The organism is Glutamicibacter sp. MOO4, from assembly GCF_056934395.1.
Window position 1 is genome coordinate 1 of sequence record NZ_CM167800.1, and the last position, 19,763, is coordinate 19,763.

Genomic DNA, 19,763 nt, shown 5'->3' on the forward strand with positions numbered 1-19,763 from the left:
GTTTGTTGTTTGAGAACTCAATAGTGTGCCAAGTTTGTTGATACCGAATATTTATTTTATTTGGTGAATACATAACATTTGCTTGAGGCATTGCACCCCCGTGTGATGTTCTTGAGTGTTTTTTATTCGCCAGGACTTCATTGGTTTCGCCCTTATTTTCCGAGGGGTTGCTGATGGCTTTTTATTTTTTTATGGAGAGTTTGATCCTGGCTCAGGATGAACGCTGGCGGCGTGCTTAACACATGCAAGTCGAACGATGACCCCGTGCTTGCACGGGTGATTAGTGGCGAACGGGTGAGTAACACGTGAGTAACCTGCCCCCGACTTTGGGATAAGCCCGGGAAACTGGGTCTAATACCGGATATGACTTCTTACCGCATGGTGGGTTGTTGAAAGATTTATCGGTGGGGGATGGACTCGCGGCCTATCAGCTTGTTGGTGAGGTAATGGCTCACCAAGGCGACGACGGGTAGCCGGCCTGAGAGGGTGACCGGCCACACTGGGACTGAGACACGGCCCAGACTCCTACGGGAGGCAGCAGTGGGGAATATTGCACAATGGGCGAAAGCCTGATGCAGCGACGCCGCGTGAGGGATGACGGCCTTCGGGTTGTAAACCTCTTTCAGTAGGGAAGAAGCGAAAGTGACGGTACCTGCAGAAGAAGCGCCGGCTAACTACGTGCCAGCAGCCGCGGTAATACGTAGGGCGCAAGCGTTATCCGGATTTATTGGGCGTAAAGAGCTCGTAGGCGGTTTGTCGCGTCTGCCGTGAAAGTCCGAGGCTCAACCTCGGATCTGCGGTGGGTACGGGCAGACTAGAGTGATGTAGGGGAGACTGGAATTCCTGGTGTAGCGGTGAAATGCGCAGATATCAGGAGGAACACCGATGGCGAAGGCAGGTCTCTGGGCATTTACTGACGCTGAGGAGCGAAAGCATGGGGAGCGAACAGGATTAGATACCCTGGTAGTCCATGCCGTAAACGTTGGGCACTAGGTGTGGGGGACATTCCACGTTTTCCGCGCCGTAGCTAACGCATTAAGTGCCCCGCCTGGGGAGTACGGCCGCAAGGCTAAAACTCAAAGGAATTGACGGGGGCCCGCACAAGCGGCGGAGCATGCGGATTAATTCGATGCAACGCGAAGAACCTTACCAAGGCTTGACATGTGCCAGACCGCCTCAGAGATGGGGTTTCCCTTCGGGGCTGGTTCACAGGTGGTGCATGGTTGTCGTCAGCTCGTGTCGTGAGATGTTGGGTTAAGTCCCGCAACGAGCGCAACCCTCGTTCCATGTTGCCAGCACGTAGTGGTGGGGACTCATGGGAGACTGCCGGGGTCAACTCGGAGGAAGGTGGGGATGACGTCAAATCATCATGCCCCTTATGTCTTGGGCTTCACGCATGCTACAATGGCCGGTACAATGGGTTGCGATACTGTGAGGTGGAGCTAATCCCTAAAAGCCGGTCTCAGTTCGGATTGGGGTCTGCAACTCGACCCCATGAAGTCGGAGTCGCTAGTAATCGCAGATCAGCAACGCTGCGGTGAATACGTTCCCGGGCCTTGTACACACCGCCCGTCAAGTCACGAAAGTTGGTAACACCCGAAGCCGATGGCCTAACCACCTTGTGTGGGGGGAGTCGTCGAAGGTGGGACTGGCGATTGGGACTAAGTCGTAACAAGGTAGCCGTACCGGAAGGTGCGGCTGGATCACCTCCTTTCTAAGGAGCTAACCATTATTATGGTTGCCCATGTCTGTGCACGAGTGTTGTACGGGTGGGTTGCTCATGGGTGGAATATCAATGAACTCAATACTGGAAAACGTGTGCACGCTGGTCCTCATTATGAGTGGTTGGGGTGTGTGTCGGGGTATTGGCTGTGGCTGTATGGTGTTGGTGCTTGCGAGTACGCATTGTTACTTCACATGAATGAATCCGTCCTTTTGGGTGGGTTTGTTGGTGTGTGGTGGTGGTGTTGGAATGTGGGTGTTGATGGTGTGTGGTTTGTATGGTTTGGCATGCTGTTGGGTTTTGAGGCAACAAGCCTCCGTCCCTGGTGGATGATTTGATCAAGTGTTGTGGTGCTGGCCTTTTGGGGTTGGTGTTGTGATGGTTGGTTGATTGTCTTCTTGGGTGGCGGGGTTCTTGGTGTTTCGGTGTTTGTCCTGTGTTTGCTGCAGGCATGCTCGGTACGAGCAATGGTCCTTTTGGGTTGTTGTTGGTGGGTGTGTTTGTGGGGGTGTGGGGTTGTTGTTTGGGAACTGTATAGTGAACGCGAGCATCTTGCAGATGAGATGAGTCTTATGACCCTTTTTCCTTGGGTTGTGGGGTGTTTGAGTCTTGTCTGTGTGATTTTGTTAGATTGTTTTATTGCTCAATTCTGAGAACTTTGTTTTGTGTTGAAGTTTTTAAGGGCGCACGGTGGATGCCTTGGCATCAAGAGCCGATGAAGGACGTGGGAATCTGCGATAAGCCTGGTGGAGTCGATAACCGGACGTTGAGACCAGGATTTCCGAATGGGGGAACCCCGCACCATGTTATGTGGTGTGACCTGCAGCTGAATGTATAGGCTGTGTGGAGGGAACGCGGGGAAGTGAAACATCTCAGTACCCGCAGGAAGAGAAAACAATAGTGATTCCGTTAGTAGTGGCGAGCGAACGCGGATGGGGCTAAACCGGTTGGTGTGTGATAGCGGATAGGCGTTGCATCATCGGGGTTGTGGGGTTGACATGTACCAGCGCTATCTTGCTGGTGGGATGAGGTGCAGGCGTATAGGTGAATCGGTTGGAATGCCGGACCATAGAGGGTGATAGTCCCGTAGGTGTAATGCGTGTCTGCCGTTCTAGTGTTGATACCCGAGTAGCACGGGGCCCGTGAAACCTTGTGTGAATCTGCCAGGACCACCTGGTAAGCCTGAATACTACTTGATGACCGATAGTGAATCAGTACCGTGAGGGAATGGTGAAAAGTACCCCGGGAGGGGAGTGAAATAGTACCTGAAACCGTGCGCTTACAATCCGTTAGAGCCTGGGACTTGTTCCTGGGTGATGGCGTGCCTTTTGAAGAATGAGCCTGCGAGTTAGTGTTACGTCGCGAGGTTAACCCGTGTGGGGAAGCCGTAGCGAAAGCGAGTCTGAATAGGGCGTTTGAGTGGCGTGATCTAGACCCGAAGCGAAGTGATCTACCCATGGCCAGGTTGAAGCGCGTGTAAGAGCGTGTGGAGGACCGAACCCACTTCAGTTGAAAATGGAGGGGATGAGCTGTGGGTAGGGGTGAAAGGCCAATCAAACTTCGTGATAGCTGGTTCTCCCCGAAATGCATTTAGGTGCAGCGTTACGTGTTTCTTACCGGAGGTAGAGCTACTGGATAGCTAATGGGCCCTACAAGGTTACTGACGTTAGCCAAACTCCGAATGCCGGTAAGTGAGAGCGTAGCAGTGAGACTGTGGGGGATAAGCTTCATAGTCGAGAGGGAAACAGCCCAGAACGCCAACTAAGGCCCCTAAGCGTGTGCTAAGTGGGAAAGGATGTGGAGTTGCTTTGACAACCAGGAGGTTGGCTTAGAAGCAGCCACCCTTGAAAGAGTGCGTAATAGCTCACTGGTCAAGTGATTCCGCGCCGATAATGTAGCGGGGCTCAAGCACACCGCCGAAGTTGCGTCATTCAAATATTTGCTTGGTCTTCGGATTGGGCGTTTGGATGGGTAGGGGAGCGTCGTATAGCGGGTGAAGTCGCGGTGTAAACCAGCGGTGGACGCTATACGAGTGAGAATGCAGGCATGAGTAGCGAATGACGGGTGAGAAACCCGTCCGCCGAATGATCAAGGGTTCCAGGGTTAAGCTAATCTGCCCTGGGTTAGTCGGGGCCTAAGGCGAGGCCGACAGGCGTAGTCGATGGATAACGGGTTGATATTCCCGTACCGGCGAAGGACCGCCCATACTGAGCTGTTGATGCTAACCATGATGGATTCCAATTGTTGATGCCTTCGGGTGTTTTTGTTGGTTGATGTGGTGGGAACCGATGCAGTGAGGTCAGCGTATTAACAGGTGTGACGCAGGAAGGTAGCCGAGCCAGGCAATGGAATTGACCTGGTCCAAGGGTGTAGGACGAGTCGTAGGTAAATCCGCGGTTCATGATGTCTGAGACCTGATAGGCGCCCACTTTGGTGGGTGATTCGGTGATCCTATGCTGCCTAGAAAAGCATCGGCGCGAGGTCCCAGCCGCCCGTACCCCAAACCGACACAGGTGATCAGGTAGAGAATACTAAGGCGATCGAGAGAATCATGGTTAAGGAACTCGGCAAAATGCCCCCGTAACTTCGGAAGAAGGGGGGCCTGCCCCGTGATCAGCTCTTGCAGTTGTGAGCGGGTGTGGGCCGCAGAGACCAGGGGGAAGCGACTGTTTACTAAAAACACAGGTCCGTGCGAAGTCGCAAGACGATGTATACGGACTGACTCCTGCCCGGTGCTGGAAGGTTAAGAGGACCGGTTAGCAACTTGTTGCGAAGCTGAGAATTTAAGCCCCAGTAAACGGCGGTGGTAACTATAACCATCCTAAGGTAGCGAAATTCCTTGTCGGGTAAGTTCCGACCTGCACGAATGGAGTAACGACTTCCCCGCTGTCTCAACCATGAACTCGGCGAAATTGCAGTACGAGTAAAGATGCTCGTTACGCGCAGCAGGACGGAAAGACCCCGAGACCTTTACTATAGTTTGGTATTGGTGTTCGGTGCAGCTTGTGTAGGATAGGTGGGAGACTGTGAAGCTTGGACGCTAGTTCAGGTGGAGTCATCGTTGAAATACCACTCTGGCTGTACCGGTCACCTAACTTCGGACCATGATCTGGTTCAGGGACAGTGCCTGATGGGTAGTTTAACTGGGGCGGTTGCCTCCTAAAATGTAACGGAGGCGCCCAAAGGTTCCCTCAGCCTGGTTGGCAATCAGGTGTCGAGTGTAAGTGCACAAGGGAGCTTGACTGTGAGAGTGACAGCTCGAGCAGGGACGAAAGTCGGGACTAGTGATCCGGCGGCACCTCGTGGAAGGGCCGTCGCTCAACGGATAAAAGGTACCTCGGGGATAACAGGCTGATCTTGCCCAAGAGTCCATATCGACGGCATGGTTTGGCACCTCGATGTCGGCTCGTCGCATCCTGGGGCTGGAGTAGGTCCCAAGGGTTGGGCTGTTCGCCCATTAAAGCGGTACGCGAGCTGGGTTTAGAACGTCGTGAGACAGTTCGGTCCCTATCCGCTGCGCGCGTTGGAAATTTGAGAAGGGCTGTCCTTAGTACGAGAGGACCGGGACGGACTAACCTCTGGTGTGTCAGTTGTACTGCCAAGTGCATCGCTGATTAGCTACGTTGGGAAGGGATAACCGCTGAAAGCATCTAAGCGGGAAGCCTGCTTCGAGATGAGATTTCCATGCACCTTGAGTGTGTGAGGCCCCCAGCTAGACCACTGGGTTGATAGGCAGGATGTGGAAGCAAGGACTAAAGACTTGTGTAGCTGACCTGTACTAATAGGCCGATGACTTTCAACACACAATATATACAATAATGACTAATAAGATCATTGCTGTTCGCGTTCACTATGCGGTTACGAGACAACAACTCGACAACCGAAACTAAACATGAGACTTGACAAGTAGTTTTTGTCGCATCGTTTCATACAACACCAGAAAATTGGTTTGTGTGCTTCGTGATTGTTACGGCGGTCATAGCGTGGGGGAAACGCCCGGTCCCATACCGAACCCGGAAGCTAAGGCCCACTGCGCCGATGGTACTGCACTCGTGAGGGTGTGGGAGAGTAGGTCACCGCCGGACTTAACTTAATAAAGATGAATGTTGGTTTGAGGCCCTAACCTTTTGGTTGGGGCCTCACCTGTTTAACCACCAACGGTGGGTTGGTTGCTGATTGTCGGCCGCTGATTGCTGGTTGGTAGGGGGTTGAGCTGAAGCTCGACCCCCTTTTTTCCTGTTTAAAGAACTGGTGACGGCTTCCGGCTACAGCAGCCGACGAGGCTGAGGGGCGTGCACCCACTGCAGACCAGGACGGCACAGGCAGTAGGTGGGTATCGTCCCTGTTGCGATCTATCCTCTGCTGGGATCCATGCAGGCAGGCTGTACACGAGCAGAGATGTTGGATGCACCCACATGCCAGGACCTTGCTGGTTTCGGCGTACGAGGCTGGCCGGTACTGCGCACGGTACTTAGCTAAATCAGCCCTTCGGTAGAGTCGACTTCTTCTCTAAGAGCAATTGAGCTGGCTAGTACCTTCTTGAAGAATCGATGCCGTTACTCTTTCGTTGTTGGCGTGAGCAGCACTTGGAGTGGCTTGCGTACCTTTCCTGGCTGCACCTATCATAGCGAGGCTACGCCGCCATGCGTGAGAGCTGCCCTCTGGTGGGTTTCACTGAGGCGTAGGAGCCTGACGGATGCCATAGGTGTCGCGCGGTGGAACGCATGTCTGGCTAACGCTGTTCGTTTCAGCTTGCCAATCGCCGCAGGAGCCTCTGGGCAGCCGTAGTCTGGCCCGCCTGTCACCACGTTTGTAGTACGGCACTACAGCTAGACTCCAGAGCCGCTATGGTCGCTCCGGATCTAAATGATGCGTGCTGCTAGTTCGTGATTCTCGGGCTGTCCGCGTAGCTTGGCTGCGTGGAGGGCGTCCGTTCGATGAAGTGTGAACAAGATGCCTGCGCCGTCCTGTGGTCAAGGCCACCAAGCCAGGACGGCCTTGAATTGGTACTGCGGCAAACCGGCTGATATAGTTATGGAGTTGTCGCAATCGCGGATGACACCGTAGTTTTCCCATGGTTCGCCATGAGGTATAGAGTTACGGCGATCATAGCGTGGGGGAAACGCCCGGTCCCATACCGAACCCGGAAGCTAAGACCCACAGCGCCGATGGTACTGCACTCGGGAGGGTGTGGGAGAGTAGGTCATCGCCGGGCATAATTTGCCGAAGGCCCCGAATTTGATTCGGGGCCTTCGATGTTTAACTTGGGTTCTTTGCCCAAAAGAAAAGCAGGCGGTAAGAAAGTTTCCTTTCTTACCGCCTGCTTTTCTGATTCTTTAGGCTTCGTCTAGACGAGCGCCACTCTCGGTATCAAAGAGGTGGATGTGCTGCAGACGTGGAGCGATATTTAGTCGCTGCCCACGTGCTGGGGGAGTACGTCCATCAACACGAACCACGACGATCTGCGTTTCGCCAGCAAGTTCTGCCGAACCGTAGATGTACGCGTCAGCGCCGAGCTCTTCAACAACGTCCACGATGATCTCCACGCCCTCGCCGGCGCCGACAATGTCGATGTCTTCGGGACGGAAGCCCAAGGTGGTGCCACCGTTTGCACCGGCAACCTGGATCAGCGCGTTGCCAAAAGCAACCTGTCCGTTTACGGCCTCCAACTTGACCAAGTTCATTGCAGGAGAGCCAATGAAACCAGCAACAAAAACGTTGCGTGGGCGGTCGTAGAGTTCGCGAGGAGTGCCAACCTGCTGCAGTTCGCCGTCCTTGAGAACCGCAACGCGGTCACCCATGGTCAAGGCTTCCACCTGATCGTGAGTCACGTATACGGTCGTAACGCCGAGGCGTCGAGTCAAAGAAGCAATCTGTGTACGAGTCTGTACACGCAACTTGGCGTCCAAGTTAGACAGCGGCTCATCCATCAAGAACACCTGCGGTGAACGAACGATAGCTCGGCCCATGGCCACACGCTGACGCTGACCACCGGAGAGTGCCTTTGGCTTACGGGTCAAGTACTGCTCAAGGTCCAGAAGCTTCGCCGCTTCAAGCACGCGACGGTTGCGCTCTTCCTTGTCCACACCGGCGATCTTCAGGGCAAAGCCCATGTTTTCAGCGACGGTCATATGTGGGTACAACGCATAGTTCTGGAAAACCATTGCGATGTCGCGGTCCTTGGGCGGAACGTTGGTAACGTCCTTATCGCCGATGAGAATCCGACCCGAATCCACTTCTTCCAGTCCTGCAAGCATGCGCAGGGTGGTCGACTTACCGCAGCCTGAAGGGCCAACGAGTACGAGGAATTCCCCGTCTTGGATTTCGAGGTCGATTGCATCTACTGAGGGAACTAGCGCGCCTGGGTAGATACGGGTGGCCTTATCAAAGGTCACAGTTGCCATGATGACAATCCTTTCACGGGCAGGTACGTGCCCGACGATCCATAGTGAAAGTGAGTTAGGACACTTTAGTTTCGCATGGAAATCAGAATTTGCAAAAGATGTGGCAAATCTTGGGGCGTGGCTATACGATGTCGGGCCAATGTTTCGCCTGGACCGACCTTAATGCCGAGATCACTGGACGTCAGAACCCTAAACCCGTTTTCGTCGGTCACATCATCACCCACAAAGAGCACGGCGTCGACGTGTAACAATTCTCGAAGCCACGTTAAGCTCTCGCCTTTATCGCCCTGATGCACTGAAGCTTCCAAGACAGATTTGCCCTCAAGGAGCTTGACCCCGGGGATCGAACTCAAGGCCAACTTGGCTTCTGCAATCGCAGCAATGCCCACCTCGGGCTGTGCGCGACGCACATGGAGAACCGTTGCCGAGGGCTTATATTCCAAGGTGACGTCCTTGTGCATTTGGGCGATCGTCTCTAGCGCAGTGCTCAGCTGCTTCAGCCGATCTAGTTGCACGGCGCTAAGCGGTTGCTCCTCCCAGTCCGCGCTGAATTCTTGAGGCACGCGCCGTTCTGCGCCATGGGAACCAATGCAGATCTCGGGCACCGGTTCTGGATACACGGCCGCGAGGGAGGCAAGATTGCGTCCAGAAACCAAAGCTGCGTAGATCCCGGGGCGCTGGCTAAGGCTCTGGAAAGCTAGCGCAGAGTCGGGCAATGGGCGGGCATCTTCGGGCCGGTCTACCAGCGGAGACATGGTTCCGTCGAAGTCCAACGCCACAAGGACGCGTTCATGGGCGGCAAACGCTGCCAGCGCTGCGCGCAGGTCGTTGTCGATCTCAGGCAAGGTCAAGTTCGTTCCTGTGTTCACCGGAGCTAACTCCGGATTAGCGGGTGCCGGCATTGGCAGAGGTGGTGGCGCTGATTTCGGCGAGCTCGGCGAGGAACACCTCGGACCAGCGGGTTACGTCATTAACCTTTAGGTGTCGGTTCATGCGACGCATCCGCTTTTCCTGTTCGGCCTCGTTCATTTTCACCGCGGCGATGATCTTGTCCTTCATGCCGTCGATGTCGTGAGGGTTCACCAGAACAGCCTGCGTGAGCTGGTCTGCGGCGCCGGTGTATTCGGAGAGCACCAGCACACCGCGGCCATCTTGATGCGCTGCGACGTATTCCTTGGCAACCAAGTTCATACCGTCGCGCAGCGCGGTCACGAGCAGAACGTCGGCGGCCAGATACATCGCGATCATTTCGCGCAACGGGTAGGACTGGTGCAAGTAGCGCAGCGTGGTGTGGCTCAGGGTGTCATGCTGACCGGTGATTTGACCGACCATGAGCTCCACCTGATCACGTAACTCCATGTAGGTGTCCACGTTTTCGCGGCTGGGGCTGGCTACCTGAATTAGGCACACGTCGCCTGCGCGCAATTGTTCGTCGGCTAAAAGTTCGCCGTAGGCCTTGAGCCGGTGACGGATGCCCTTGGTGTAGTCGAGTCGGTCCACGCCAAGAATGACAGTCTTCGGGTTGCCCAGTTCATTACGGATCTGGGCGGCCCTGGCAATGATCTGCGGATCACGGGACAGTTTGGCAATTTGCTCGGTATCGATGGAGATCGGGTGTGCCTTGGCCCGGCACAAGTTCTGCATCTGATTGCTCGCTGAAGGGGTAGCAACGTCGCCCTTGGTTGAGTAGTCAGTGAAACGGCGCAGGCAACGAAGGAAGTTTGACGCATCAGTCTCGCGTTGGAAACCCACGAGGTCCGCTCCGGCGAGGCCCTGCAGGATCTGTGTACGCCAAGGCAACTGTGAGAAGAGGCTAGCGGCCGGGAACGGAATGTGCAGGAAGAAGCCGATCTTCAAATCGGGGCGGGCAACGCGGATCATCTGCGGGACCAGCTGCAGCTGGTAATCGTGGACCCAGACGGTGGCGTTAGGCGCGGCAATTTTTAGCACGGCGTCGGCGAACCGCTGATTGATTTTCTTGTAGCGGTCCCACCAGGTGCGGTGGTACTCCGGCGGGACGATGACGTCGTGGTAAAGCGGCCAAAGGGTGGAGTTGGAGAAGCCCTCATAGTAAAGGGTTAGATCGTCTTCACTTAGTGGCACTGGGGCCAGGTGGATGTTGTCCTTGTCGAAGCTATCTAACTCTTCGTCGACTCCACCATGCCAGCCGACCCATGCTCCATCGGAGGCGGCCATGATGGGAGCTAAAGCGGTGACCAAACCACCGGGCGAACGTCTGAAACCTTGTGACCCGTCCGGATTGGTGATCCGGTCTACGGGTAGTCGGTTGGCTACGACCACTAGGTCGTAATTCTGCTCGGTGTTGTGGTTTGGTTCTGCGGTACCCACTTTAAACCTCCTGGTTTGATCAAACTGCGCACCTTGATGGTGCTGACTCGTCGGTTCTGAGTGAATGACTATGTATTCAGTTTTTCATTGTGCTTAGTAACGACCCTAGTGAAAAGTCGGTCTGATGAAAATCATACTGAAGTTTGGTTAGTTATGTGAGGTGACGCACGTTTCGTGACGTGGCGTAGCGAGGCGTAGATAATGCTCGAGCAGTTCCCCAAGTGACTTGGTTGAATGATCAAGTACAGTGTTTGATACTGCTTTGGGTGCTGTATGCGGAAGTTATGTGAGTCCTGTGAAGGGCGAGCAATCTCCTCTATTCAAGGATATTTGCCTGAAGGATTGGCTAAGCTTGATCCAGATGACCGTTCTCCGCTGACTGAGGAACCACCAAATTTATGTCTACAAATAATCCGCGCCCAACAAAAGCGCAGCGCAACGCGAGTGCACGCGAAAAAGCAGCTCAGCTTCGCGTTACCGAAGAGGCAGCTAAAAAGCGCAAATCGCTGATCGTGAAGCTCGGAGTTTTGGCTGCTGTCATTTTGGTGATTGCGCTAGTAGTTACGTTGATCGTGCGCAACAACAACGGCAAAGTCGCAGACGCTGGTTCGACGCCTCAGGGCGCAACTGCTGCTGGTGGCATTGTTGTCACTTCCTCGGATAAGGTCGCTAAGAAGAGCACTGAAGAAGTGAAGATCGACGAACTGAAGCAGCCTGAGACGGCACCGGAGACCCCAGAGCCACGAGATCTGACCGTGGCCAAGAAGGGTGATCCGATCAATATCACCATGTACGTGGATGCCAACTGTGTTCACTGTGCTGACTTCGAAGCAACCTACGGGGACCAGATCGATGACTGGTTGGCCAGCGGAGATGTAAATATCGAGTACCGCAACGTTGGCTACCTCGATGGTGGATCTCCAACCAACTACTCCTCACGTGGCGCCAACGCCCTAGCTTGTGTTGCTGACGTGAGCCCAACGGCCTACATGAAGTTCGTCAAGGCACTGTGGGGTCACTACCCAGAGGGCGAAATGAAGAACTCCGAGTTGGCTCAGATGGCGATCGACAACGGCGCTGACGAATCGGTGAAAGATTGCATCGACAGCGACAAGTTCCGTCCATTCGTAAAGTACGCGACCACTGCAGGTCAGTACGACGGTGTTAAGGGAACCCCTTCGATTTTCATCCAGGGTAAGGAATTCGTCCTGGGTACCGATGACTTCCTAACCGAGGTCAACGCAGCAATCAAGGCCAACAAGTAATCCCTGTTTGCTCTAGACAACTTGGCGAGATCAGGTAGTATTCGATATTGATCTCGCACCACGATAAAGGGGAAGAAAGCCATAAACGGCTTTCTTCCCCTTTGCGTTGCATCGAGGTAACACCCGATTCGCAGTCCACCGGTGTTTTCGGATATTCTTATCCGGTACGCCCCCTTAGCTCAGCTGGCCAGAGCGTCTGTCTTGTAAACTGAAGGTCACCGGTTCGAATCCGGTAGGGGGCTCCACTAGATCCTCGGATGAATACGCGTTTTACCGCGTGATTCCGGGGATTTTCTGCATCCTCAAACAACTTCACGGCCACTGGTTTTACAGCTATTTTCGGCCCAGGTTGTCTTTTACTTGCCGTTTATTTTTCACAGGTCGACTTTTTGGCCTTCTGAACAGCGTGATTCCACCAGGGGCGAACAAGCCCTCAAAGAGCCGTTTTTGCGTGAACCAGCCTGAAGCACCACCACACAACGTGTTCATGAACGAAAAAATCAGCACCGCGCCTGAGGCGTCCATTCTCCTGAACCGGATCGAAGCAGCCGAAATGCTTCGCGTCGCACCAAAGACCCTGGCCAACTGGCACACGGCCGGCATTGGGCCAAGGTGTAGGAAATCTGGACGAACTGCAGTGTACCTCCGTTCCGAAATTGAAGAGCATATCCGGGCGCTTTTTGAAGGGCAGGCTGCGTAAATGGGGCGCCGACGTCTTGAACCAGGAGAACTGGGCGAAACTTCTTATGACACCATTACGCGCACTGACGGTCGGTCGGTCATCCGAGCCAAGGCAAGGTATCGAGATGCTGGTGGTGTCACCAGGCGCATCAGTGCTGAAGGTAAGACCAAGGCAGCTGCCAAAAACTCTTTGCTGGTGAAGCATCAAGATTTGATGAAGCGGGGTGCTGCCTCAGGTGGTGGCGCACCAACTGTTGCTGATGCGGTGAGGACTTATCTGGCAGGCTTGCAGCTTCAGGCTATGGACACGAGAACGCGCAGCAGTAGGCACGTCACTCAAGGCACCAAGAAGCAATATGAGAACTCAGCAGCGCTCGCGATTAGGTTGCTAGGCGAGGTGCGCCTCAGTGATTTGTCGGTGCCCTATGCTCAGCAACAATTGGAGAGCCTGATCGACCCCGAGACACTTGAAGGAGCAGCAGCAGCCAGGCACGCGAAAGGAATCTTGAACCGTGCTATTGGAAATGCTCAAAGGCTTGGACTCACTGACGTGAATCCGATGGTCGCCGTGAAGCTGTCCACCAAGGGTTCCCGCGCTGTACAAGCACCCTCAACGGAAGAAATCGCTGCCTTGCGTGAAATCTTCGTTTGGTACTTCGACTTACGGGCGTGCCCAACGACAAAACCGATGAGTGAACGCGTGCGGTGGGTGACCGAACTGCTTCTTGCCACCGGCATGCGCATCGGTGAAGCTTTGGCGTTGCGTTGGCAGGACGTAGATTTCGAGTCGCGCCGTGTCAGTATCACCGGCACCGTGGTGGAAGCGAAATCGCTCGAAAGGCAGGGCTATCCGAAAACGCTTTCTTCGAAAGGCTCTCTGGTCTTGACCCAGAAGGCGACTGAGATGTTGAAAGAAATTCACACGACCACTAAATGGGGGCGTCCAAGTGACCCAGTCTTTGCAACCGCCAAAGGAACCTATGTTGCACCTACAGCCATCAGGCGTTCTTTGCGGAGGCTCATCGAGATTTATCCAGAGGACCTGATCAGCTCCCACATCACCCCTCACGCTTTTCGACGCGTGGTTGCCACGAAAATTGCCAACACTTTGGGCATCGAACAGGCCGCGCAACAACTTCGCCATTCATCACCAGCCACTACCATCGCGCACTATATCCAAAGGGAAGAAGACGTTTCCGACTACTCTGGCGTGCTTGAAGGGCTATGAGCTGAGACATGAACAAATGGTGAGTGGAGGACCGCGTTTTGCGCTAACCACAGTGCAGAGTGAGGGTCTTTTTGCGTACTCGCGAGGTAATGGCTGTCTAACTGTGGGTCCAGTTGTGTACGCTGATCGCTATGGAAGCACATGAGGAATTTCAAGTAGGGAGCGTAGCTAGCACGCGCCCTACCCTCGGCGTCCATTTGCGTGGAGATCCAGACAAAATCTCGGCAGAAGCCTTGGAAGCCATTGCCCGTTCACTTCATGACTTGCTAAAAGCATCCGCGAAAGCGCTGCTCCCAGGCGCTGATGAACCAGTGTGGGTCGTTTCGGAACTAGCTTTGAACAGCATCACGGCTGGTTTTAAGCCACGGACAGATTTCACAAATACTGGCAGCCAAGTCATTGATGAAGTATCCGAGGGCTTATCTGCGCTCAAAAATGAAGGAAAGGCCCCAGATAGTTGGGACCATGAGATGCTTGTTGCGCTCCGAAAGGTCACAAAGCTGGACCGCATCTCGGGAGCCGAAGGGGTCGACATTTGGCTTGGAGACACTGGCAACAAACTTTCGATCGACGCACAATTTAGCCGAATAGTCGAAAACGCGCTGTCGACGGAACAACCGCTTTCTCGTGGCAGCGTAACTGGTCACGTTGTTGGCTGGAAAGATGATTTTGGTACTGAGAAGCTCACCATCCATGAGGAATCTTCCAGGAGTCATGTGACTGTTCGGCTTGCCTCTGACGCCGGCCTCACCATCCAACAGGTTGCTGGGTCGAGGGTGCGGGTGTGGGGCGATTTGAAACGGAATATTCAGGGCAAGAAAACCCTGCTTATCATGCGTGGCTTCGAAATCTTGCCGGACAGGGAAGTCGTGAATATTGATCTGATCCGAGGCCTTTGGGCTGACGATGAGGAGCGCGTTGACTCCGTAGACTTCCAGAGGAGACTTCGCGATGAAGAGTAATCAAGAGTTTGTTGTTATTGATACTTGCGTCTATGTTGATGCTCTTTATACTGGGCATGCCCGTGCTTCTGATGTTGACATGGACAGAGTACAGCGAAGCACGAAGTTGCTTGAAGCAATTGATCGTGGTGCCTACTTGGCTGGTTTGCTTCCCATGGTTCTCGTAGAAATCAATTCTTCTCAACAGCTGGGTGATCATCTGGATCCCGGCATGGTAAGGGCGCGCAAGGACAGCATAGATAAGTATTTCAATGGTGTTGGGCATGTTGTGCTGGAGCACGACGAACGAGTCGCATTGCTCGGCGCCATGTTGGCTCGGCAGCAACAGTCAAAGGCTCCCGACATGATCATTGTTGCGAGCGCAGTAGTGCATGAAGCTTCAACGCTTTACTCGTGGGATCGCAAAGTTCTCGGATTAGACGGGAACCCGTTAGTCAAAGGTCTTCGGATTTTAGAACCACCTGAAAATTCTGCAGGGATTTTGAGGACATTGTTTGACGAACTCGCAGAACAGGAAACAAAAGACCGTGCGGAGCTCATCGTCAGAAAGCTAAGGGGCGAACGAACGGAAGATTGAGCGCTGACGGCCGGCACAAAAAGATTCCAACCGTTGTTATTTTCCTAGTGAATCCGGCTATTAGCTTTCATCTCCCAAACTATCTGTAGAGGACGTGGTGAAATGGAGCGAGTGCCATAGCAGATGCCGCCGTGGGGGTAGCCGCTTAAATCAGAATAAGGAGGCTAGCTCGAAGTGCGAGCCGGCCTCCTTGTTGGAAGTCACCTAGTCAATCGGGAATTGCACCACGCCGATACCAGCGTAAGTGGTATTCGCTTCACGGCTGATCATCGTAATGGCGTAGCCGACCGCTGGCGATTCTGAAAGGTTCACGTTCCTAATAGCTTTCTTGGCTTCGCGCATGTCCCACCAGAGCGGGAGACATGCATCGGCCTCTCCAGCCTTGGGCAGGAGGAAGATCTTCGAGGTGTGGTGGAAGTAGCCCTCATCGTAGGACCGGGTGCGGCTGATTGCGTGGGTGAAATACCCCCATCGTGGGCCATCTGAACCGATTGATGAAAAGCCGCTCCGAGCTTTCTTGATGTTTTCGCTGATCGGGTATGGATACTCGTAATCGTCCCAGCACGCCGTCTCGTCAATGAAGGCCGAGTCATCTAGGAACACGATGGTGGGGGCGTTGTACGGCACGACCCCGCTGTTCAGATTGTGGCGGATGTGGTCTACTTTGTCCGCGATGGCTGGGAGGCCTAGGACGAATTCTTCGGCCAGGTTTCGGAAGCGCTCCGAGTCCCCGTTGGGTGAGAGGATCAGCAGCCGGTACCCTTTCCTCTTGGCTTCTTCAAGATAGATCTTGATGAAGGCTTCACGTTGTGCTTCGTAGGGCGCAACGGTGATCACTCTTGGTGTCTCTGCCAAATCTTGGTATGCCGGCGTCTTGTCGTAATGCGCAGGGGTGCCGAAAACAATGTAGTCCGTATTTTCTACATCTTCTTTTACCCATTCGCGCTGCTCAGCGGTCAATGCCTTGTCTTTGTAGAGGTACGTGAAATCGGTCATTTTCGGGCTCCTTGCCTTGGTGAGGAATCCGGGTTGCTCCTCATACCGGTATCCATGCGGCGAAATAGATCAGGGGCTGTCACCAGTGGCGGTCCCACCATTTGTGTCTTGAACTACTGCTTTCAGTCCTGCCTATGAACTGGGTGCCGGGTACCCCACACATAGCTAGTGAAAGCATTTCCCTAGCGCAAAAGGCAACCAACACCATGACGACAAAGACACAAGCAACGTTTTCGATCCGTGACGAACGTGGGCAGGAAATCGCGCAGGTACTGACCAAGCGCCGCTTCACGCACGCAGTAATCGTCAAAGCAGAAACTCATAGTCGGGTATTTGAACGCCACATCAGGCGCTTGGCTGAAGACAATGAACTGCGCACACTTCTGCTGACTGAACTGCAAATGGAACCTGTTGTTCAAACGGCTGGACGCTTTGAAGATCAGATGATCAGCATTCGGATTCCTGAAGCGCTGCGCGGGATCATCGACACCACCTATGCCAAACGTAGTGCTCAGACTGACGCCGTGGAGGCTCACCGCAAGAACATGATGCAAGCTTTGGCTGGCCTGGATGCACGCATCACCGAGAGCGAAGAAACCCTGATGCAACTCGAAGCGGGGAGCTACAACTTTGCGCCAGCTAGGCTCGTGACCTGCCATATTTCGAAGTCGAACGCGCAGGCCGGGGTACGCCAAGTGGTGGCCCTGGAACGCGAGAGCAGCGAGCTGCTAGGGCTTGCGATTACGCCCGTTCATCCTGTGAGCGTGTAGCCATCTGGTGTGGACACGGGTAAAGCCGGCGCCTTGATAGCACCGGCCTTACTTATCTTTTCTTCTAGGCTGCTTGCGCCACGGGGCTGCCACCTTTCTTATCCAACCAGCGCTGCGCCAAAACAACCGGATCCGTACGGCCGTCTTCCGGGATCACGCCTCTCGCCTGGAGAGCATCCACCATTCTCGCGATGGCCTCTTGCGAATCTGGATCCTGTCGATCGCCCATGAGGGTTGCCATTGTGTGCTCCACTACGGGGAGGGGTGCCGTGGTTGACACCATCTCATAGGCTCTGCGGTGCATGGAATCGGACAGCAATGCCATTTTAAGTACGTCCACGCTGTCGCGGTGTTTTTCGCCCATGGCCTGCTGGGTTTCTTGATCCAGTGCTGAGAATGATTTTGCAACTACTTCTTCGGGCAGGAGGTCGACAATTTCTGAATTGGTGTGGCTCTTGATGAACGCATGTGTGCGCTTTGCCTGAGGCGTAGTTAAGTTGCCCGTTTCGCTGTCAAAGTTTTCGAAGCCAAAATCATCGTCATCATCTTCCTCGCCGTAAAGATACGCAGCCTGGGCCTTGAGCTTCTCCAATTTGGCATCTGCCTTTGTCTTCCCATCTTCCGCGCGCTTGGCAATGGTCTCTGGCCGCCAAACCAGGCTGCGTCGCTGGCGAAGACTCAAAGCCTCACCTCTGAGGAGAGCCAAAGCTCGGGGGTCTTGAGGAATCTGGCTCTTCCGGTCAGCCGATGGACGTCCACTAGCCAAAGCTGCACGAAGCTCTGGATCAGAAAGCAGCACGGGGTTCTTTGCCAAAGCCTGCTGAACGGCGACGGATGGATCCTTCATTGCTAGCAGGATCTCGTCTTTGTCGGTAAGTTTTCCCACTGCTGATGCTCGTTCCTTTGCATGTCGTGAAAGCAAACCGCTGGCCTGGAGCTGTTCAACTTTTGCTCGATTTTGCGGCGTGTTTTCGCCAAGAAGCTTCTTAGCAAAAGAGGCGGTACGGCGGTAGGCCGGGCATGTCGAATTCTTGCAGCGCTTGCCTTGGGGATAGTTTGGATTTTCTCCGATTGCGTAGCACACGTATTTGTCTCCTTGATAGGTGGTGGTGACAGAGCGGAAATTTGTCTGTCAATACGTCCCATGCGCTTAACGCTCACCGGCGTTGGTGTCTCACCCTTTTGGGCACAGAAAAGCCCCTCCTCCATTTGGGGGGAGAGGCTCTAACTGTTTCCTTTTTGCTAGCCCATGACGCGTGGGTTCGAAACACCTAGCACTGGCTTGTGCAGGTTAGTGTGTGGGGTGCCGGTGGCTGGTTTCTTCAGCCAATCAGTGATGGTGATATGCGGCTGTGGCTTTGGATCAGCCACTGGCGTGCCGTCAACCACTGGTTTTGGGCCGAATTCGCTCTCTGGCAAGGCTCCGTCACACAGACCCTCACATTCCGATTTGACGTGGGGTTTGTCAGCGTCAGGTGCATCGGTGATCACCTTTTCGTCATCAGTTGGCTTCGGGGCGGCTGGCTTGTCCTCATCCGTTGGCTTAGGATCTACCGATGGAACCGTTGGCTTTGGATCGGTTGCTGGATCGGTTGGCTTAGGAGTTTCAGTTGGCTTTGGAGTCTCGGTCACTGGTTCCTCTTCATCCCCACCTGGTGTTGGATTAGCCCAGCCCAAGGTACGAGTCATCTTTTCGCCCTCGCGGTCAGTGACCGTGACGGCGGCATGCACGCTGGAGAAAGCCGTTGTTGGTGCCGTGAAGCTCAAACCGGTCTCACCTTCTACCTTGCGTCCATCCACGGACCAGGCCACTGTCGGAGCGTTGCCGTAGGTTCCCAACGCCTCGTCAATCGAGAGCGTTACCGTTTCGCCTGCTTTGACACTGGTACCGCTTTGGCTGATCTTCAGGGACAGCGGAATGCTGGCAGGGCATTCGAAGGTGGTGGATCCATATTTGGCCGTGCCATCGGTCTTGTCAGTGTAATACCCACGCAGCTCGACATTTTTTCCATCGAAGAAAGAATTCACGTCATCACAGCGGTACGCGGTGCCTCCTGGCCAAGTGCCCTGGCTCTCACCATCAATGAAGGCTTCCAGCTTCGAGGGATCACGCTCCAAGGTCGCATCCGTAGTCCCCAGATCGTCCTCGTTGTACGACCACGTGGTGTACTTGCCATCGATGCCGAATTGGACCGGCGGCATTACGATTCGTGAGTCGAAGACTGGGGCTGGGAAGGCCTGGAAGGCAGGAACGATCAGTGGTTCATTCAAGGTGATGAGTTTGTCGGCACCCACCAAATTGTCTTTGTGCTTGGCAATGAGCTCTGTGATGACCTGGGGCTGATCCGTAAGAGTCACCTCGAAGGTCCAGGCGGCCGTGTGGTTTGTGTCAGGGCCTGGGCGGTGGAAGATGTTTTCACCGGTCAAGATGTAATCGTCACCTGCGTATTTGCCTGCATCAGTGTCCAGTGTGTAGAGGATACTGGACACGCCGTAGCCAGTGCCTGAGCTCTCAATGACTGACGTGGAAATCGTCTCCAAGTACGACTCGGCTGCGTTGGCGGCTGGTGCAGCGAGGGCCATTGCTGGAAGGCCGAAGCTCGTAAAGGCAATAGTGAAAGAGAGAGCTGCTGCCGACAATCGGCGTGGGGTTGAGGTTGTGGTTTTCATGACTGGGTTTCTCCTTAGCGAGAGTGATGATGGTTGGTGCCAGATCAGGCACTGTTTTTTAGTTTGGTGATGGATGTTGTTGGCTTACATCTCTGTTCCTTTCTCTACTCCTAACCATGCGTAGAGTCCGATGCGAAC

13 protein-coding genes, 1 tRNA gene and 4 rRNA genes are annotated in these 19,763 nt (G+C 54.3%); 12 read left to right on the plus strand and 6 right to left on the minus strand.

What is annotated here, in order from left to right; translation table 11 throughout:
• Positions 1 to 188 precede the first annotated feature (188 nt).
• The 5 genes from AC1Z3F_RS00005 to rrf (AC1Z3F_RS00025) all read left to right on the plus strand — a co-directional run bounded on the left by AC1Z3F_RS00005 (position 189) and on the right by rrf (AC1Z3F_RS00025) (position 6,938).
• Positions 189 to 1,714 (plus strand): 16S ribosomal RNA (locus AC1Z3F_RS00005).
• A gap of 20 nt (positions 1,715 to 1,734) precedes the next feature.
• Positions 1,735 to 2,061, plus strand: a complete 327-nt coding sequence (locus AC1Z3F_RS00010; RefSeq protein ID WP_262198064.1) for a hypothetical protein — start codon at positions 1,735 to 1,737, stop codon at positions 2,059 to 2,061.
• A gap of 329 nt (positions 2,062 to 2,390) precedes the next feature.
• Positions 2,391 to 5,526 (plus strand): 23S ribosomal RNA (locus AC1Z3F_RS00015).
• Between the two features lie 165 nt (positions 5,527 to 5,691).
• Positions 5,692 to 5,808, plus strand: a 5S ribosomal RNA gene (gene rrf, locus AC1Z3F_RS00020).
• Between the two features lie 1,013 nt (positions 5,809 to 6,821).
• A 5S ribosomal RNA gene (gene rrf, locus AC1Z3F_RS00025) occupies positions 6,822 to 6,938 on the plus strand.
• Together the 16S, 23S and 5S rRNA genes form the textbook arrangement of a ribosomal RNA operon.
• A 121-nt stretch (positions 6,939 to 7,059) precedes the next feature.
• On the opposite strand, the gene AC1Z3F_RS00030 is transcribed toward rrf (AC1Z3F_RS00025), so the two are convergent.
• The 3 genes from AC1Z3F_RS00030 to AC1Z3F_RS00040 form a co-directional block, all read right to left on the minus strand.
• A complete protein-coding gene (locus AC1Z3F_RS00030; RefSeq protein ID WP_131090355.1) occupies positions 7,060 to 8,127 on the minus strand; it encodes an ABC transporter ATP-binding protein in 1,068 nt (355 codons plus the stop codon).
• A 65-nt stretch (positions 8,128 to 8,192) separates the two neighbouring features.
• Complete coding sequence (gene otsB, locus AC1Z3F_RS00035; RefSeq protein WP_165477381.1) at positions 8,193 to 8,978, minus strand: trehalose-phosphatase; 786 nt, start codon at positions 8,976 to 8,978, stop codon at positions 8,193 to 8,195.
• Positions 8,979 to 9,012: 34 nt separating this feature from the next.
• Positions 9,013 to 10,476 (minus strand): alpha,alpha-trehalose-phosphate synthase (UDP-forming), encoded by a 1,464-nt coding sequence (locus tag AC1Z3F_RS00040; protein ID WP_131090353.1) that lies wholly within the window; start codon positions 10,474 to 10,476, stop codon positions 9,013 to 9,015.
• A gap of 398 nt (positions 10,477 to 10,874) precedes the next feature.
• Between AC1Z3F_RS00040 and AC1Z3F_RS00045 the strand changes: the two genes are divergently transcribed.
• From AC1Z3F_RS00045 to AC1Z3F_RS00070, 6 genes are all read left to right on the plus strand, one after another.
• Positions 10,875 to 11,741 (plus strand): DsbA family protein, encoded by an 867-nt coding sequence (locus tag AC1Z3F_RS00045; RefSeq protein WP_483566232.1) that lies wholly within the window; start codon positions 10,875 to 10,877, stop codon positions 11,739 to 11,741.
• Positions 11,742 to 11,909: 168 nt separating this feature from the next.
• A tRNA-Thr gene (locus AC1Z3F_RS00050) sits at positions 11,910 to 11,986 on the plus strand.
• Between the two features lie 206 nt (positions 11,987 to 12,192).
• Entirely contained in the window at positions 12,193 to 12,441 is a 249-nt protein-coding gene (locus AC1Z3F_RS00055; RefSeq protein ID WP_483566233.1) for a helix-turn-helix transcriptional regulator, read from the plus strand.
• A gap of 177 nt (positions 12,442 to 12,618) precedes the next feature.
• Positions 12,619 to 13,650 (plus strand): tyrosine-type recombinase/integrase, encoded by a 1,032-nt coding sequence (locus AC1Z3F_RS00060; RefSeq protein WP_483566234.1) that lies wholly within the window; start codon positions 12,619 to 12,621, stop codon positions 13,648 to 13,650.
• A 233-nt stretch (positions 13,651 to 13,883) separates the two neighbouring features.
• On the plus strand, positions 13,884 to 14,612 hold the full coding sequence (locus AC1Z3F_RS00065; RefSeq protein WP_483566235.1) for a hypothetical protein: 729 nt from the start codon (positions 13,884 to 13,886) through the stop codon (positions 14,610 to 14,612).
• Positions 14,602 to 15,189: a type II toxin-antitoxin system VapC family toxin gene (locus tag AC1Z3F_RS00070; protein ID WP_483566236.1), complete on the plus strand. Its 588-nt coding sequence runs from the start codon at positions 14,602 to 14,604 to the stop codon at positions 15,187 to 15,189. Before AC1Z3F_RS00065 ends, AC1Z3F_RS00070 begins: the two co-directional genes overlap by 11 nt.
• Before the next feature lie 204 nt (positions 15,190 to 15,393).
• Here the strand turns inward: AC1Z3F_RS00070 and AC1Z3F_RS00075 are convergent, their stop codons facing one another.
• On the minus strand, positions 15,394 to 16,185 hold the full coding sequence (locus tag AC1Z3F_RS00075; protein WP_483566237.1) for a hypothetical protein: 792 nt from the start codon (positions 16,183 to 16,185) through the stop codon (positions 15,394 to 15,396).
• Positions 16,186 to 16,391: 206 nt separating this feature from the next.
• Here AC1Z3F_RS00075 and AC1Z3F_RS00080 point away from each other — a divergent pair, with 206 nt between their 5' ends.
• Positions 16,392 to 16,955, plus strand: coding sequence for a hypothetical protein (locus AC1Z3F_RS00080; protein ID WP_483566238.1), 564 nt, complete (start codon positions 16,392 to 16,394; stop codon positions 16,953 to 16,955).
• 64 nt (positions 16,956 to 17,019) lie between these two features.
• Here the strand turns inward: AC1Z3F_RS00080 and AC1Z3F_RS00085 are convergent, their stop codons facing one another.
• Complete coding sequence (locus AC1Z3F_RS00085) at positions 17,020 to 18,039, minus strand: hypothetical protein (RefSeq protein WP_483566239.1); 1,020 nt, start codon at positions 18,037 to 18,039, stop codon at positions 17,020 to 17,022.
• Between the two features lie 158 nt (positions 18,040 to 18,197).
• The gene (locus AC1Z3F_RS00090) at positions 18,198 to 19,625 is read right to left on the minus strand and encodes a hypothetical protein (protein WP_483566240.1); all 1,428 of its coding nucleotides are present in this window, start codon (positions 19,623 to 19,625) and stop codon (positions 18,198 to 18,200) included.
• Between the last annotated feature and the right edge of the window lie 138 nt (positions 19,626 to 19,763).

What these genes read in the sequence shown, in the direction of transcription:
- AC1Z3F_RS00010 (WP_262198064.1), top strand. Translation starts at nt 1,735, where the DNA reads ATGGTTGCCCATGTCTGTGCACGAGTGTTGTACGGGTGGGTTGCTCAT.
- AC1Z3F_RS00030 (WP_131090355.1), bottom strand. Translation starts at nt 8,127, where the DNA reads ATGGCAACTGTGACCTTTGATAAGGCCACCCGTATCTACCCAGGCGCG.
- AC1Z3F_RS00045 (WP_483566232.1), top strand. Translation starts at nt 10,875, where the DNA reads ATGTCTACAAATAATCCGCGCCCAACAAAAGCGCAGCGCAACGCGAGT.
- AC1Z3F_RS00070 (WP_483566236.1), top strand. Translation starts at nt 14,602, where the DNA reads ATGAAGAGTAATCAAGAGTTTGTTGTTATTGATACTTGCGTCTATGTT.
- AC1Z3F_RS00075 (WP_483566237.1), bottom strand. Translation starts at nt 16,185, where the DNA reads ATGACCGATTTCACGTACCTCTACAAAGACAAGGCATTGACCGCTGAG.
- AC1Z3F_RS00080 (WP_483566238.1), top strand. Translation starts at nt 16,392, where the DNA reads ATGACGACAAAGACACAAGCAACGTTTTCGATCCGTGACGAACGTGGG.
- AC1Z3F_RS00090 (WP_483566240.1), bottom strand. Translation starts at nt 19,625, where the DNA reads ATGAAAACCACAACCTCAACCCCACGCCGATTGTCGGCAGCAGCTCTC.